At 70.7% G+C, this 15,118-nt stretch carries 15 protein-coding genes; 4 read left to right on the top strand and 11 right to left on the bottom strand.

Going from position 1 to position 15,118, the window contains the following annotated elements; all coding sequences use genetic code 11:
- Positions 1–27: 27 nt before the first annotated feature.
- Both FB600_RS07695 and FB600_RS07690 read left to right on the top strand, forming a co-directional pair.
- Positions 28–720, top strand: coding sequence for an alpha/beta fold hydrolase (locus FB600_RS07695; RefSeq protein ID WP_096752378.1), 693 nt, complete (start codon positions 28–30; stop codon positions 718–720).
- Positions 721–1,071: 351 nt separating this feature from the next.
- Entirely contained in the window at positions 1,072–2,220 is a 1,149-nt protein-coding gene (locus tag FB600_RS07690) for a hypothetical protein (RefSeq protein ID WP_244128335.1), read from the top strand.
- A 110-nt stretch (positions 2,221–2,330) separates the two neighbouring features.
- On the opposite strand, the gene shc is transcribed toward FB600_RS07690, so the two are convergent.
- Positions 2,331–4,367 (bottom strand): squalene--hopene cyclase, encoded by a 2,037-nt coding sequence (gene shc / locus FB600_RS07685; RefSeq protein ID WP_046576155.1) that lies wholly within the window; start codon positions 4,365–4,367, stop codon positions 2,331–2,333.
- Between the two features lie 50 nt (positions 4,368–4,417).
- On the opposite strand from shc, the gene FB600_RS07680 reads away from it, so the two are divergent.
- Entirely contained in the window at positions 4,418–5,194 is a 777-nt protein-coding gene (locus FB600_RS07680; protein ID WP_013689133.1) for a TetR/AcrR family transcriptional regulator, read from the top strand.
- Between the two features lie 110 nt (positions 5,195–5,304).
- Positions 5,305–5,997, top strand: a complete 693-nt coding sequence (locus tag FB600_RS07675) for an HAD family hydrolase (RefSeq protein WP_145756473.1) — start codon at positions 5,305–5,307, stop codon at positions 5,995–5,997.
- 108 nt (positions 5,998–6,105) lie between these two features.
- Here the strand turns inward: FB600_RS07675 and FB600_RS07670 are convergent, their stop codons facing one another.
- The 10 genes from FB600_RS07670 to FB600_RS07625 all read right to left on the bottom strand — a co-directional run bounded on the left by FB600_RS07670 (position 6,106) and on the right by FB600_RS07625 (position 15,116).
- On the bottom strand, positions 6,106–7,005 hold the full coding sequence (locus FB600_RS07670) for an NAD(P)-dependent oxidoreductase (RefSeq protein WP_323638448.1): 900 nt from the start codon (positions 7,003–7,005) through the stop codon (positions 6,106–6,108).
- 155 nt (positions 7,006–7,160) lie between these two features.
- Positions 7,161–8,513, bottom strand: coding sequence for an LLM class flavin-dependent oxidoreductase (locus tag FB600_RS07665; protein WP_096752965.1), 1,353 nt, complete (start codon positions 8,511–8,513; stop codon positions 7,161–7,163).
- 73 nt (positions 8,514–8,586) lie between these two features.
- Positions 8,587–9,510, bottom strand: a complete 924-nt coding sequence (locus FB600_RS07660) for a 4'-phosphopantetheinyl transferase family protein (protein ID WP_145756472.1) — start codon at positions 9,508–9,510, stop codon at positions 8,587–8,589.
- Positions 9,507–10,127, bottom strand: coding sequence for a flavin reductase family protein (locus FB600_RS07655; RefSeq protein WP_098153146.1), 621 nt, complete (start codon positions 10,125–10,127; stop codon positions 9,507–9,509). Before FB600_RS07655 ends, FB600_RS07660 begins: the two co-directional genes overlap by 4 nt.
- A 31-nt stretch (positions 10,128–10,158) precedes the next feature.
- The gene (locus FB600_RS07650) at positions 10,159–10,761 is read right to left on the bottom strand and encodes a LysE family translocator (protein WP_013689127.1); all 603 of its coding nucleotides are present in this window, start codon (positions 10,759–10,761) and stop codon (positions 10,159–10,161) included.
- A gap of 58 nt (positions 10,762–10,819) precedes the next feature.
- Positions 10,820–11,206, bottom strand: coding sequence for a cupin domain-containing protein (locus tag FB600_RS07645; protein WP_025101663.1), 387 nt, complete (start codon positions 11,204–11,206; stop codon positions 10,820–10,822).
- A 52-nt stretch (positions 11,207–11,258) separates the two neighbouring features.
- Entirely contained in the window at positions 11,259–12,392 is a 1,134-nt protein-coding gene (dmpG, locus tag FB600_RS07640; protein WP_098151575.1) for a 4-hydroxy-2-oxovalerate aldolase, read from the bottom strand.
- Positions 12,389–13,282 carry an acetaldehyde dehydrogenase (acetylating) gene (locus tag FB600_RS07635; protein ID WP_145756471.1) on the bottom strand — a complete coding sequence of 298 codons (894 nt, stop codon included), beginning with the start codon at positions 13,280–13,282 and terminating at the stop codon, positions 12,389–12,391. Before FB600_RS07635 ends, dmpG begins: the two co-directional genes overlap by 4 nt.
- Positions 13,279–14,133 (bottom strand): thioesterase II family protein, encoded by an 855-nt coding sequence (locus FB600_RS07630; protein WP_098151574.1) that lies wholly within the window; start codon positions 14,131–14,133, stop codon positions 13,279–13,281. The genes FB600_RS07635 and FB600_RS07630 overlap by 4 nt, the downstream gene beginning before the upstream one ends.
- On the bottom strand, positions 14,130–15,116 hold the full coding sequence (locus FB600_RS07625; protein WP_261383352.1) for a branched-chain amino acid transaminase: 987 nt from the start codon (positions 15,114–15,116) through the stop codon (positions 14,130–14,132). The genes FB600_RS07630 and FB600_RS07625 overlap by 4 nt, the downstream gene beginning before the upstream one ends.
- Positions 15,117–15,118 lie beyond the last annotated feature (2 nt).

The raw sequence follows: 15,118 nt of genomic DNA, 5'->3' as shown, positions 1-15,118 counted from the left end.
TTCCCCGAACCCGCCCCGGAGCCCCGCATGACCCCGATCGTCCTCATCCCCGGCCTGCTCTGCACGGCCGAGGTGTTCGCGCCGCAGATTCCCGCGCTCTGGCCATATGGCCCGGTGACGGTCGCCTCGACGCTGGAGGGCGACAGCATCGCCGCGATGGCCGCCGCGATCCTGGCGAGCGCGCCGCCGCGCTTCGCCCTGGTCGGCTTCTCGATGGGCGGCTATCTCGCGCACGAGATCCTGCGCCGCGCGCCCGAGCGCGTGACGCGCCTCGCGCTGCTCAGCACCTCGGCGCGCGCCGACCAGCCGATCCAGGTCGAGATGCGCCAGGGGCTGCTGGAAGCCGCCACGCATGGCGATTACGACACCGTGCTGGCCAACGCCACGCTCAACACCGCCCATGTCTCGCTACGCCGCGATCCGGTGTTCGCGGCCACCAAGCGGCGCATGGCGGCCGACATCGGACGCGCGGCCTTCGCGCGCCAGACCGCGGCCGTGATCGGCCGGCCCGACTCGCGACGCGAGCTGCCTTCGATCGCGGTGCCGAGCCTGGTGCTGGTGGGCGACAGCGATCCCGTCACGCCGCCCGAGTTCGCGCGCGAGATGGCCGAGGCGATTCCCGGCGCGAAGCTCGTGATCGTGCCCGAGTGCGGCCACACCTCGCCGCTCGAACGTCCCGAGGCGGTCAACGCGGCCTTGCGCGACTGGCTCGCCGCCTGACCCGCGATACCGGGACAAACGGCCCGCCGCTCGCGAAGATTTCTCGCCGACCTGCACAGATGGCGGGATTTCATACTGCAACAGAGCCACGGGTAATTTTCAGTAACACACTCGTGCCCGCGCGCCGATTCACGCCCGTGATGCGTGAATTTCCCGCTAATTCGCGCGATTCGCCAACTTCAGGCGGGACAGCGAATCGCGGGCCGCAACAATCGCCGCGGTCGCTATCGTTTACGCGGGCCGTCGCGGCGGCGCCGGCCGCCTCGCATGCGAATCGCGGGGCCGCCTCACGTATATGCCGGAGCCCTGCTCGTGTATCGTGGCGACGTAACAGGCCATTCCGGAACACCGATGACAAAGATCGATACGACATCGACGCCCCATTCCAAGCTGTCCGAAGCGGTATCCAGCACGAACCTGAGCAGATCGAATCCGGCCCACGCCAACCCGCGTCGCGCCTTCCGGCGCCATGCCGCGCGCACGGCCGTCGCGCTCGCGACCGGCGCCACGCCGCTGCTCTGTCGTGCCGAAGCCGGTGAACTGGGCGGCGTCGGCATGATCGCGATCGTCGCGCTGGCGGCAGGCTGGGTGCTGTTGACGCTATTCCTGTTCACGATGCTGCGGCGCGTGCGGCCGCGCACGCGCTATCTGGCCAGCGGCCTGTTCCTGGCCGCGCCCTTCCTCTGGCTCGCCGTCACCTTCGGCTGGTTCATGATGACCGAGCCGCGCGGCCTCACCCCGCAGGGCTCGGCCACCACGCGCACGGCCGAGGCACCGGTGCTGATGGGCGGCGCGACCTTCCCCGCCGGCAGCCACGTGCAGTACGCGCCGGTCGACGATCACGGCGAGGCCTCGCAGCCCAGCGCGATCAGCAGCGACCAGCCGGTCGCGCTCGGCACGCTGTCGATCCGCGGCATCGAGCATCGCGACAGCGACGACGACAGCACCTTCGATGTCGCGCTGGCCTATGAACAGAGCATCGACGGCTGGCCCTGCGCGGCCGTCACCGACATCGGCACGCGCATCGACATCGGCGACGCGCATGCGCCCACCCCGCACCTGATCCAGTGCCGCCTCGCGAAGACGGTGACGATCGGCGACGTCGCCTGGCCGCCCGCCACGGTGGTCACGCGCGCCGCCGATTCGCGCGGCTGGTCGCTGCTCTGGTATCGCGGCACGTTCTCGCAGGTCGAGCGCGCCAAGGGCTTCTCCTTCGACGTCGATTCGATGTCGGCCGACTACGACCAGGCCCACGCGCTGCAGTCATGGCAGGGCACGCTGGCGGTGGACGGCGATGTCGGCGTAGGCAGCGTCACCTTCGCCGGCGATCCGAAGCCGGAGCTGCGCTGGAACCGCCTGGACGGCACCGTGCAGGTGACGGGCCATCGCGCCGGCCCCGCCTCGGACGTCACGGCCTGCGTGGCGGTGGCCAGCACCAAGCCGCGCTATCGGCCCTGCGCGGTGCCGGTGAAACCGGCGAGGCGCCCGGCATCGAGCTGAGGCTCGCGGCACCCTCGCGCCATTGTTCGCAGCCCAAATGAAAATCGGGCATCCAGCCTGAGCTGGATGCCCGATTTTCAATTCGAGGCGCTGTGCCGCCTAAGGCCGGCTCAATGCAGCGTCGCCGCAACAGCAGCGGCAGGCGCATCGCTGGCCGCCACGCGCGCCTGCGACAGGCGCCGGTAACGCGCCAGCGCCCACAGCGGGAAGTAGGCGGTATAGCCGTGGTACTTGAGGTAATAGATGCGCGGGAAACCCGGCGCATTGTGCGAGCGGTGCCACCAGAAGCCGTCGCCCTGCTGCACCGACAGCAGGTAGCGTATCCCGCGCTGCACCGATTCCGATTGCCAGTCGCCGAAGGCCATCTGCGCCAGCAGCGCCCAGGCCGTGAAATTGGAGGCGCTCTCGCCGCCGTTGGTGCCGGCCAGCGCCGGGTCGACATAGCTGTCGTTGGTCTCGCCCCAGCCGCCGTCGGCGTTCTGGCGCGCGCGCAGCCAGTCGATCGCGCGCGCGATGTAGGGCTGCGAGCGATCCTCGCCGGCCAGCGCGAGCCCGGCCAGCACGCTCCAGGTGCCATAGATGTAGTTGGTGCCCCAGCGGCCCCACCAGCTGCCGTCCTCGCGCTGGGTGCGCTTCACGTACTCGATCGCGCGCGCCAGCGCCGGCCGGTCCTCGGCGCGGCCGGTCACGCCGAAGCACAGCAGCACGCGGCCCGAGACATCCTCGGTGGGCGGGTCGAGCAGCGCGCCGTGATCGGCGAAGGGGATCAGGTTCAGGTAGAGGCGATCGCAATCGGCATCGAAGGCGCCGAAGCCGCCGTTGCGCGACTGCAGCCCGCGAATCCAGTCCAAGCCCCGCGTGACCACCTCGGCATAGGGATCGGTGCCGGTCAGGCGCGCCATCGCGCGGCCGCGCTGGTGCAGCATCGCGGCCACCACGGCGCTGTCGTCGATGTCGGGGTAATAGGGGTTCTCGTACTGGAAGGCCCAGCCGCCCGCCGGCGTCTCGGCCGGCGCGTTCTCGATCCAGTCGCCCTTGAGCTCGGTCACCTGCTTGCCGGCCATCCAGTCGTAGGCGCGCGTGATGCCGGCCTGCAGGTCCGCCTCGGAGACGGCCGGCCGATCGCGCGTGTCGGGCACCGCGCGCGCCTGCTCGAGCGCCATGGTGGCCCAGGCCGTGTCCCAGACCGGCGACAGGCAGGGCTGGCAGTACATGCTGCCGTCGGGGCGCTCGACCAGCAGCTTCTCCAGCGCGTCCTCGCAATCGCGACGCAGCGGATGGTCCTCGGCGTAGCCGAGCACCTCCATCATCTGGTAGCTGTAGACGATCGGCGGGAAGATGCCGCCCATGCCGTCCTCGCCGTTCATGCGTTCGGCGCACCAGGCCTCGGCATGGCGGATCGCGCGGCGGCGCAGCGCCTTCGGGATCAGCGCGTCGAGCGGGCGCAGCGTGCGGTCGATGCCGAGGAACAGGTTGCGCACGAAACCGCCGCGCGCGAAGTAGTTGCGCTCGTCCTCGGGCGCGGTCACGAACAGTTCGCGGATCGAGATCCCGCGCGGATTCTTCGCGCGCGCCTTCAGCGAGCAGAGCACCAGCAGCGGCACCATGGTCGTGCGCGCCCAGTAGGCGACCTTGTACATCGAGATCGGCACCCACTTCGGGAACAGCACGAATTCGATCGGCATGAAGGGCGTGGCGCGCCACGGCACCTGGCCGAAGGTGGCCAGCAGGATGCGCGTGAACACATTGCATTTGGCGGCGCCGCCCAGGCGCAGGATGGTGTCGCGCGCACGCGCCATGTGCGGCGCGTGCTCGCTGTCGCCGGCCGCCTTCAGCGCGAAATAGGCCTTGACGCTGGCCGACACGTCGGGCGCGCCGTCCACGTACAGGTCCCAGCCGCCGTGCGTGGCCAGCCGCTGGATCTCGCGCAGGTAGCGCGCCATGCGGGCCTGGCGCGCGTCGTCGATCTTCCCCATGAAATGCATCATCAGGATGTATTCGGCGGTGATCGTGGCGTCGGATTCGAGCTCGAAGCACCAGCTACCGTCGGCATTCTGGCGCTGCGCGAGCGCATCCCGGCCGCGCAGGATCGCGGCATCGAGCATCGATGGAAGGGGAAGATCGGAATTTTTCATCGGCCGGATCATACCATCCGGCCGGATTGTTTGGATGGGAACGACGATGCTAAGATGCGCGGATGAATCCCATCCGGCCTTCCGCGCCCGGCACGCCGCCCGACAGCCGCGCCGCCGCGCCCGCCTCCTCCTCGCCAGCGCCGGGTCCTGCATCCGCCGCCGCGTCCGACGACGCCGTCTTCGCCCCGGCTTCCGCCTCCAGCCCCGCCGCTTCCGCCAGCGCAGCCGCTGCCTGCGCCGCCGACCCGCGCGCGGCCGCCGGCGACGACGCGCGCGGCAACCGCCGCAAGAAAGCCCCGGCGCACGTGCGCGCGCAACTGCTGCAGGCCGCCGCCGAGATCGCCACCGAGCTGGGCGTGCAGGCCGTCACGCTCGACGCGGTGGCCGAGCGGGCCGGCGTCAGCAAGGGCGGGCTGCAATACCATTTCCGCAGCAAGCAGGCGCTGTTCGACGCGCTGTTCGGCCAGACCCTGGAGCGCTTCGAGCAGACCATGCAGGCGCACCTCGCGGGCGATCCGCATCCGCAAGGCGCGAACGCGCGCGCCTATTTGCACGCGGCGATGAACGAAACCTCGCCGGCCGCCAGCACCAACCTGCTGCGCGTGCTGGTCTCGTCGATGATGACCGATCCCGAGGCGCGCGAACGCTGGGCCCAGCCGATGCGCGAGATCGCGCGGCCCGATCCGCTGCCGCTCGAGCAGGCCGCGCGACTGATGATCTGCCGGCTCGCCGCCGACGGGCTGTGGATCTCGGAGCTGCTCGGCTACCAGAACCTGCCGAGCGGGCTGCGCGACGAGATCGTGCGCCAGCTCGAGACCATGACCCTGTCGGGAGCCTGAAAGCCGGGCTGCCGCGCCGTCCTTCCCCGCTGTCCCGCCTTGCCGGCGCCACGCGCCATGCAGTCCCCCGTCCCACCCGCATTTGACTTTCTCGTTTCCGGAGCCCGCCGATGTCTACCCCGATCCCGTTCGACACGATCCGCGCGATCGCCTTCGATTTCGATGGCGTGATCCTCGATTCGGTGTGGATGAAGGTCCACCTGTTCTTCGAGTGCTACGACGAGCCGATCAGCGAGGCGCAGAAGGCCGAGATGCTGGCGCACCTGACGCATCACGGCGGCGTCGGCCGCGTCGCGAAGATGGCCTACTACGAGCGCGCGATCTTCGATCGCGAGCCGGATCCGGCGGTGGTGGAGGCGCGGGCGCGCCGCTACAGCGAGCTGCTGATGGCGCGCATCGGCGACTGCCCCGAGCTGCCCGGCGCGCGCGCCTTCCTGGAGCGGATGCAGGCGCGGTTGTCGCTGCACCTGATCTCGGGCACCACCGACGACGACCTGCGGCGCATCACGCGCGAACGCGATTTCGCGCGCTACTTCCAGACCATCACCGGCTCGCCGACCACCAAGCCGGTGGCCTTCGCCAAGGTGCTGCGCCATGGCGACTGGACCAGCGATCAAGTGCTGGCGATCGGCGATTCGTTCACGGAATACGACGCGGCGCGCGAGCTGGGCATGCCCTTCGCGGGCATCGTCGCGCCCGGCGAGGAGAACCCGTTCCCGCCGGAGATTCCGGTATGGACCGACATGGCCGCGTTCGACGCGGCCTGGCGCGAAAGCGAGACGGCCGGCGGCGCGGCGCGCTGAGGGCCACCACGCCACGGCTCGGCGGCTCGGCGGCTCGGCGGCGACAGCGCTCACCCCGCGAAGCCGCCCCCGCCGGCTGCTCATGGACAGCCGGCGCCGCCTGCCGACTCAGCCCTGCCGCTTGTCTGTGCGCGCCTCGATCGCGCGCACCACGGCGGCCATGTCCTCGCCGCCGTGCCCGAGCTTCAGCGTCTCGGTATAGAGCTCGAAGCAGGTATCGAGCAGCGGCGAGGCCAGGTTCGCGCTGCGCGCGGCCTCGGCGGCCAGCCGGTTGTTCTTCAGCACGTCGGCGATCGAGGCCTGCACCTCGAAATCCTCCCTCACCAGCTTGTCGATCTTCACGCGCGACACCGCGCTGGCCATCGGGCCCGCGTCGAGCACCTTCTGGAACTGCTGCATGTCGAGCCCGTAGCGGCGCGCCAGGTGCGAGGCCTCGGCCACCGCGGTGACCATCGGGATCAGGAAGGTATTGACCGAGAGCTTCATCAAGAGGCCCGTCGGCACCGGCCCGCACACCACCGACTCGTGGCACATCGGCTTGAGCAGCGGCCGCACTTCCTCCACGTCGGCCGGCTCGCCGGCCAGCATCGCCACCAACTGGCCCGCCTCGGCCGGCTTGCGCGAGCCCGACACGGGCGCTTCCACGTAACGGCCGCCGGCGGCGCGGATATCGGCATCGAGCCCGCGCGAATACTCGGCGGACACGGTGCCCATGTGCACGATCAGGTGATCGGCCACGCGCGCGGCGAAGGCCGGCGTACCGCGGCCGAGCACGGCATCGAGCGCCTCGTCGGTGGCCATCATCAGGATCACGATGCGCGCCTGCCGATACACCTCGTCGAGCGTGTCGGCCACCTGCGCGCCGGCTTCGCGCAAGGGCGCGCAGCGCTCGGGCGAGCGGTTCCAGATCACGAGTTCGATGCCGGCGCGGGCGAGGTTGAGCGCCATCGGCTGTCCCATCACGCCGATGCCGATGAATCCGACTTTCATGGAATGTCTCCGTATCATGCGCGCCGCTCGTGGCGGCGCTCAGGTGGTGATGGCGGGGAACGGCGGGAAAGCGGTCGAGCGCGGGCGGGTTGCCCCGGGTGCGGCCCGGTGTGTCCCCGCTTTGCCTCCCCGCTCGGGCGGCGGCGATCGGCCGCGCGCGCCGCCCAGTGTATCTAAATCGCCGCCACCTGTGCGGCCGCCGCGTGGCGGCTCTCGCGATACGGCAGGCCGAGGTGGTCGCGCAGCGTACGCCCGCGCAGCAGCGGGTCGAAATAACCGCGCTCGGTCAGCACCGGCAGCACGTGGCGGATCATGTCGTCGAGCCCGAAGCCGACCACCGGCAACCCCAGCATGAAGCCGTCGGCGGCGCCCTCCTCGACCCAGCGGATCATCTCGTCGGCCACCTGGCCCGGCGTGCCGATGAAGGCTTCCGAGGTGCCGATGTTGGAGCGCCGCGTGGCCACCTCGTAGGCCACCTCGCGCAGCGTCAGGCCGCGCTCGCGCGCGAGCTTCTTGATGTTGTCGGTGGTGGAGCGGAAGCCGTCGTTGCCGAGCTCGCCGATCTCGGGGAACGGCCCGTCGAGCGGATAGACGCTGAAGTCGTGCTGCTGGAAGAAGTGGCCGAGATAGGCCAGCGCCTCCTGCGGCGAGAGAAGCTCGCGCACCTGGCGATACTTGTCGTCGGCCTCGGCCTGACTCGCGCCGACGATCGGGCCGATGCCGGGAAACACCTTGACGTGGTCCGGATCGCGCCCGGCCGCCGCCGCGGCCTCCTTGACGCGCCGATAGAAGTTGCGCGCGTCCTCGAAGCTGCCGCCGTTGGAGAACACCGCGTCGGCGTAGCGGCCCGCGAAGGCCACGCCGTCGCCCGAGGAGCCGGCCTGGAAGATCACCGGCTGGCCCTGCTGCGAGCGGCGGATGTTGAGCGGGCCGTCGACCGTGTAATGGCGCCCGCGATGATCGAGCCGATGCAGCTTGGCCGGGTCGAAGAAACGGCCGCTGGCGCGATCGCGGATCAGCGCGTCGTCGTCCCAGCTGTCCCACAGGCCCTGCACCACGTCGAGATGCTCGGCGGCGATCTCGTAGCGCTCGGCGTGGTCGGGATGCGCGCGGCCGTAGTTGCGCGCGGTGCCCTCCAGCGAGGAGGTCACCACGTTCCAGCCGGCGCGGCCACGGCTGATCAGGTCCAGCGAGGCGAACTGGCGCGCCACGTTGTAGGGCTCGCTGTAGGGGGAGGACACCGTGCCGACCAGGCCGATCTTCGTGGTCAGCGCGGCCAGCGCCGAGAGCAGCGCGATCGGCTCGAAGCGGTTCAGGAAGTGCGGCGCCGATTTCTCGGTGATGAACAGGCCGTCGGCGATGAAGGCGAAGGCGATGCCGGCGGCTTCGGCGCGACGCGCGCGATCGACGTAGAAATCGAAGTTGACGCTGGCATCGGGCGGCACGCTCGGGTGCTTCCAGGCGTTCATGTTGGCGCCGGGCCCCTGGATCAGGACGCCGAAGTTGATCTTGCGTTTGTTCTGCATGGCCATGCTTCCTCGCGGGATGGGAATGGGCCGCGCGCGACCGACGCGGAGCCGGCGGGCGCGGATGATCGATTCAGCGGCGCGGCTCGGGCACGCACTCGCGCCAGCGCAGCCGCATCGGCGCCGCCGGGCCGCGACGCAGCCCGAGCGCGAGCCGGTAGCGCGAGTCGAGTGCGAAGCGTTCGAACTGCCAGTCGCGCGCGGTATCGCCGGTTGCTGCCGCGAAGCGCGGGCGCGAGGTGCCGCGCGCGTGGCGCGGCAAGCTGAAGGAACAAGCGTCGAGCGGCGCCGACAGGCCGACGCCGCGCGCCTTCAGATACGCCTCCTTGAGCGTCCAGAGCGCGAAGAATCGCTCGCGGCGCAGCGGCGGCGGCAGCGCGCGCAGGGCGCGCCGTTCGTCGCGCGTGAAGAAGGCGGCGGCGATGCCGTCGATATCCACGCGACGATGGCTGTCCTCGATGTCGATGCCGGCATCGACGCGGCGCGTGATCACGCAGGCGACCAACCCGCCCGCGTTCGACAGATTGAAACGCAGCGGCGGCTCGCCCGTGCCGGCCAGTTCGGGGCGGCCGTGCTCGCCCGTGCGAAAGCGCCAGGCAGCCGGCGCCACGGCGGGTTGGTAGGCCGACAGCACCGAACGGCACAGCGCGCGCGTGAGCAGGTATTCGAAGCGCAGCGCGTCGGTGGCGAGCCGCGCATGACGCTCGGCCTCGGCCGCGTCGAGCAGCGCGAGGTAGCGCGCGCGGCGACGCGGTGTATCGCAGCCGGCGGCGCGCGCGATCCAGATATGAGCTTCGTTATCGGGCAGCGGCACGGGCCGGGATCGATCGACGGCCAGCGAGCAGCGTTCGATGCCGCCGGCATATCGGCGCGTCGGCGAGCTCGCCTCGACGGGCACGTCGACGCGATCGAGATGCCGACGCGACGACGAGCGCCCGCCGCGCCGCCCGGCCGCCGCCTCGCGCCCCAGCCCGAACCCTCGCGCGCCGCCGCTCATGCACCGATCGCCCGCGCGGCGGCCGGCGCGCCGTCCTGCCAGAGCAGCGGCGTCACCGCCTGCGCGGCCGTCACCGCCTCGACGCGCCCGATCACCAGGTCGTGGCTGCCATAGGCGTGCAGTGCATCGACGCGACACAGCAAGGTGGCTTGCGCGCCGGCCAGCACCGGCAGCCCGCGTGCCTCGCGCCAATCGCCGAAACCGAAGCGCGCCGCATGCTCCAGCTTGCCGCTGAACGGCGCCACCAGTTCGTGCTGCCCGGCGTTCAGCAGGCTGACCGCGAAGCGCCGCGTGCGCGACAGCGGCAGGTACAGGCTCGCGTTGCGGTTGATGCAGACCACGATCGAGGGCGGCTCGGTGCACAGCGCGCTGAGCGCGGTGGCCGTCATGCCGTAGCGCGATCCATGCTCGCGCGTCGCCACGATCGCCACCGAGGCCGTCAGCCGCCGCATCGCGTGGCGGAACTGCTGCGCGAGTTCGCGGCCGGCGGCGGCATCGCGATCGACGTCACGAGCCGCAACCGCGGCCTCGACTGCGGCCTTCGCCTCGCCACCCGCCACCGCCGCGCGTCGCGCACGTGCGGCCAGCGCCGTGTCATCCATCCAGGGGCTTGCCATCATCTCTCCTTGTCGTGTCGGTTCGTCGGGCTCAGCTCTTGAGGATCGAGTACATCAGCGTCCCCGAGAACATCAGCAGCACCAGCGAGGCGCCGCGCAGCAGGGTGGAGGTGCGCTCGGCCCAGGCGCGCCGCGAGGTGATCAGCCCGCCCAGGCAGGACCAGCCCAGGCCGATCGGCGCCAGCACCACCAGGAACAGCGCGAACGCGGTGAAGTAGACCTGCGAGGAACGGAAGGCCTCGATCGGGAACAGCGTGCTGGCGAACAGCAGCGCCTTGGGGTTCATCAGCGTGGCCACGAACTGGTCGCGGAAACTGATCGGGCGGATCGACAGGTCCTCCATCACGCGGCTGCGGGTCCACATCTTCACGGCGAGGTAGAAGATGTAGGCCGAGCTGGCCAGCTTCACCGCGTCGTAGAGCCAGGGCCGGGTAGCCGCGAAGGTGCAGAGGAAGAAGCCCCACACCGAGATCGCCACGGTATAGCCGAGCGCCTCGGCGATCACCAGCGGCCAGGTTCCGCGCAGGCCCACCTTCAGCCCCGAGGACAGCAGCAGCGTATTGGTCGGCCCCGGCACCACCAGCACCAGGGACACGTACATCACCATCTTCATCAGCGCGGCTTCGAGCAGCACGATGTCTCTCCTTGTTTTCTCTCTCAGGTTCGTTCGGGTTCGCCCCGGAGCGCGAGGCTCAGGCCCGGGCGCCGGCGAAGTAGCGGTTGCCGTCGGGCTCCAGCCAGTCGGCGCGCGGCGGCGTGAAGATGTCGAGATCGACGGCGTCCTCCAGGCACAGCGCGTTGTGGGGCAGGTTGGCCGGCAGGTGCAGGATGCCGCCGGGGCCCACCTCGGCCTCGTGTTCGAGCCGTTCGCCGTAGCGGAACAGCAGGCGCCCCGAGAGGATCAGCGTGAACTGCTCGTTCGGATGCGAATGGGTGGCCACGAAGGCGCCCTTCTTCAGGAACAGCCGGGCCATCATCAGCGCGTCGCCGTTCACCACCTGCCGCTCGATGTCGGGCGTCAGCACCTCGCGCTCGATGCCCTCCCAGTGGCCCTGGCCTTGCGGGTTCAGTCCTGTCATGTGCTTGTCTCCATGCTGTTCGTCTCGTGTCGATGCGCGGCGAGCGCGCGGCTCAGGCCGACAGCTCGCCGGCCGTCTCGCGGCGCCGGGCGGCCGGACCGGCGCCGGCTGCGCCGGCGGCCCCGCTCGCTGTCGCTGCTGCCGCCTCGCCGGCCGCCGCCCCACCACCTGCCCCACTCGCCCCGCCTGCCTCCGGCGAGCGCGCCAGCCGGCTCGCCTCCTCGGTGATGATGTCCTCCTGCCCCGCCACCAGCCGCCGCTCGGCCAGCCGCCGGTACAGCTCGAACTCGTTCACGCCGAATTCGAGCGCGGCCTTCTGGATATGCGGCACGTAGCCGGAGAACAGCCCGTACAAGCCGCTGGCGATGTTGGCGGCGGCGATATGCGGCGTCTTCGGGCTCAGGAAGGCCTCGCTCTCGCGCGCCAGCGCCGTCACGCGCTCGAAGCTGGTGTTCGCGGCATGCCCCTCGCGCTCCATCGCGGCCACCAGCGTCTCCAGCTGGGTATTGCCGGCACCGGCGCCGAAGCCCTTCACGCAGGCGTCGACGATGCGCGCGCCCTGCTCCAGCGCCACCAGGCTGTTGGCCACCGCCAGGCCGAGGTTGTTGTGGGCGTGGAAACCCACGTCGACGCGCAGCGCCTCCACCAGCAGGCGCACCTTCTCGCGCACCAGGTTCGGCGTCGAATAACCGGCGCTGTCCATCAGGATCACCGCCTGCGCGCCGTAGTCCTGCATCAGCCGCGCCTGGGCCAGCAGCACCTCGGGCGGCGCCATGTGCGACATCATCAGCACGCCGTAGGCCACCCGCCCCGCGCGCCGCGTCTGCTCGATGAAGCGCCGCGAGACATTGGCCTCGGTGCAGTGGGTGGCCACCCGCACCACGTCCACGCCGGCCTCGATCGCCAGCTCGATGTCGGTGGCCTTGCCCAGCCCCGGGATGAAATGCACGCCGAGCCAGCTGGTGGTGAGCGCCGCGCGCGCCGTCTCCAGCATCAGGACATCGTCGATCGGCGTCTGGCCGAGCAGGCAGGACGAGCCGCCCAGCCCGTTGCCGTGGCCGACCTCGACGATGTCGATGCCGGCCGCGTTGGCCGCGCGCGCGTAGTCGGCGATCTGCTCGCGGCCGAGCTGGTGGCGGATCGCGTGATTGCCGTCGCGCAGGGTGGCGTCGCTGATCAGGTTCATGATGGGACTCCCGTGCTGAGGGTTGCATGCCGATGCGTGGCCACCGCCAGCGCCGCGCAGTTGATGATGTCGAGATTGCCGGCGTATTCGGGCAGGTAGTCGCCGCGCCCGCGCACGGTCAGGCTCATGGTGATGCGCCCCTGGCTCTCGAGCGGCGCCACCACCAGTTGGTAGCCCGGCACGTATTCGCGCACCCGGGCCGCCATCGCCTCGACGCGCTCGCGCACCCGCTCGAAATCCCGGTAGCGCGCCTGCGCATAGAGCGTGGTCTGCATGCGGATGCCGGGCTCGGCCGGGTTGATGTTGAGGATCGCCTTGGTGCGCTTGGCGCCGCTGAACTTCGCCAGCGCGTACTCGGTGGTGGCCTGGTACTCGCTGATGTTCTCGCGGGTGGCCGTGCCGGCGCTGCGCGAGGCGATCGCCGACACCACCTCCAGGTAGTCGATCGAATCGACCGCCTGGCGCAGCGCCCAGGCCAGCGGCAGGCTGGCCTGCCCGCCGCAGGTGATCAGGTTGACGTTCTGCACCGCCTGCGTGTCGGGCAGGTTGATGCAGGGCACGCAGAGCCGCCCGAGCTTGGCCGGCGTGAGGTCGATCGCGAACTTGCCGGCCTCGGCGAAGAAGCGGTTGTGGATCGTGTGGGCCGCGGCCGAGGTGGCGTCGAACACCAGGTCGTAGCCGTCGACCTGGTCCTTCATGAAATCGAGCCCGTCGCTCGAAGTGGCGACGCCGCATTCGCGTGCCAGGCGCAGGCCGTCGCTGTCGGCGTTGCGGCCGACCACCCAGGCCAGCTCGAACTGCTCGCACGCCTTCACCTTGAACATCAGGTCGATGCCGATGCTGCCCGAGCCGAGGATGGCGACGCGGGTGCGTGGGGTTTGCTGCTTCATCTGCCGTTCTCCTCCATCGTTTGGACGACGCGCGCCGGAGCGCGGGCCGCGTCCTGCGCGGGCGATGCCGGCGATCCGGGCGATCCGGACGGCACCACTTCGGCCAGCGCGCGGCCGAGTTCGGCCAGCACGCGCGCCTCGTCGCCGTGCAGGAAAAAGTGATTGCCGGGATAAGGCACGTAGCGGATCGGCCCCCGACTCTCCTCGCGCCAGCCGGCCAGCCCCTCGTCGCTGACCAGGCCGTCGTCGGTGCCGTGCAGCACCAGCAGCGGGCAGGCCAGCGGCGGCGCATCCGTGTAGCGGTAGCAGGCCGAGATGGTCAGGTCGGCGCGCAGCCGGGGCAGCCACAGATCGCGCATCGACGGCTCGTCGATCAGCGCGTCGGGCGTGCCGTTGTAGTCACGCACCGCCGCGATGAAGGGCTCGTCGGGCAGCGCCTGGATGCCCGCATCGCGCCAGCGGAAACGCGGCGCGTTGCGGCCCGAGGCGACGAACAGCGCCGGCTCGCCGCGGCCGCGCTCGCGCAGCAGCCGTGCCAGGTCGAAGGCGATCAGCGCGCCCATGCTGTGGCCGAAGAAGGCGAACGGCAGGTCGAGCCAGCTTTCGATCTCCTCGGCCAGCGCGGCGGCGATCGGCTGCGCGTCCTCCACCAGCGGCTCGGCGAGCCGGTATTCGCGGCCCGGCAGTTGCACCGCCACCGGCTCGATCCAATCCGGCAAGCCCTCGCGCCAGGTGCGGAAGATCGAGGCCGTGGCGCCCGCGTAGTGGAAGCAGAACAGCCGCAACCGCGCCGGCCGGCCGTTCGGCGCCGGCTGGGGGATCAGCCAGGGCGTCTCGCGCGGCGCGCTCATGAGGCCGCCCCGGCACGCGCCGGCTGGCCGGCGGCCTCGCCGGCCAGCGGCACCGGCACGGTGCTCAGCCAGTTCCACTTGTCGGCATGGGTGCCGCGCACGATGCCGAAGTAGCGGTCCTGGATCGCGCGCGTCACCGGCCCGCGCACGCCGTTGCCCACCGGCATGCGATCGACCGAGCGCACCGGGCAGATCTCGACGGCGGTGCCGGTGAAGAAGATCTCGTCGGCCAGGTAGAGCATCTCGCGCGGAATGCTGGCCTCGGTGACGGTGCAGCCGAGGTCGCGCGCGATGCGCATCACGCACTGCCGCGTGATCCCGCTCAGGATGCTGCTGCCCACCGAGGGCGTGAAGATCTCGCCGCGATGCACCAGGAACACGTTCTCGCCGCTGCCCTCGCTGACGAAGCCGTTGCCGTCGAGCGCGATGCCCTCGCTCATGCCGTTCTCGCGCGCCTCCATCACGATCGCCTGGCCGTTGATGTACTGGCCGCCGATCTTGGCCATGGTGCTGGCCGCGCCGGGGCCGTTGCGGCGCCAGCTGCTGACCTGCACGTCGACGCCCAGCGTGAGCGCCTCCTCGCCCAGGTAGGCGCCCCAGGGCGTGGCGGCCAGCAGCGCCTCGGCCGGGTGCTGGCGCGCGTCGAGCCCGAGCGAGGGCCCCGCGCCGCGATACACCAGCGGGCGCAGATAGGCGCTGCGCAACCCGTTGGCGCGCAGCGTGTCGGCGCTCACCGCCATCCACTGCTCGACCGTCAGCGGCGAGGGAATGCGCGCCACCTTGCAGCTGAACAGCAGCCGCTCGTAATGCTCGCGGCCGCACAGGATCGCCGCCTTGTCGCCGATCGCGTAGGCGCGGATCCCCTCGAACACGCTGGTGCCGTAATGCAGCGCGTGGCTCATCACGTGCACCTGCGCGCGCTCCCACGGCAGCATCTCGCCGTTCTTCCAGATCATGCCTGCCTGCTTGCTGGTTTGGCTCACGG

Source organism: Burkholderia sp. SJZ089 (genome assembly GCF_007828315.1).
Classification (GTDB): Bacteria; Pseudomonadota; Gammaproteobacteria; order Burkholderiales; family Burkholderiaceae; genus Burkholderia; species Burkholderia gladioli.
Note: the sequence above shows the minus strand (reverse complement) of the source record. Positions and strands in the feature narration are given on the sequence as shown.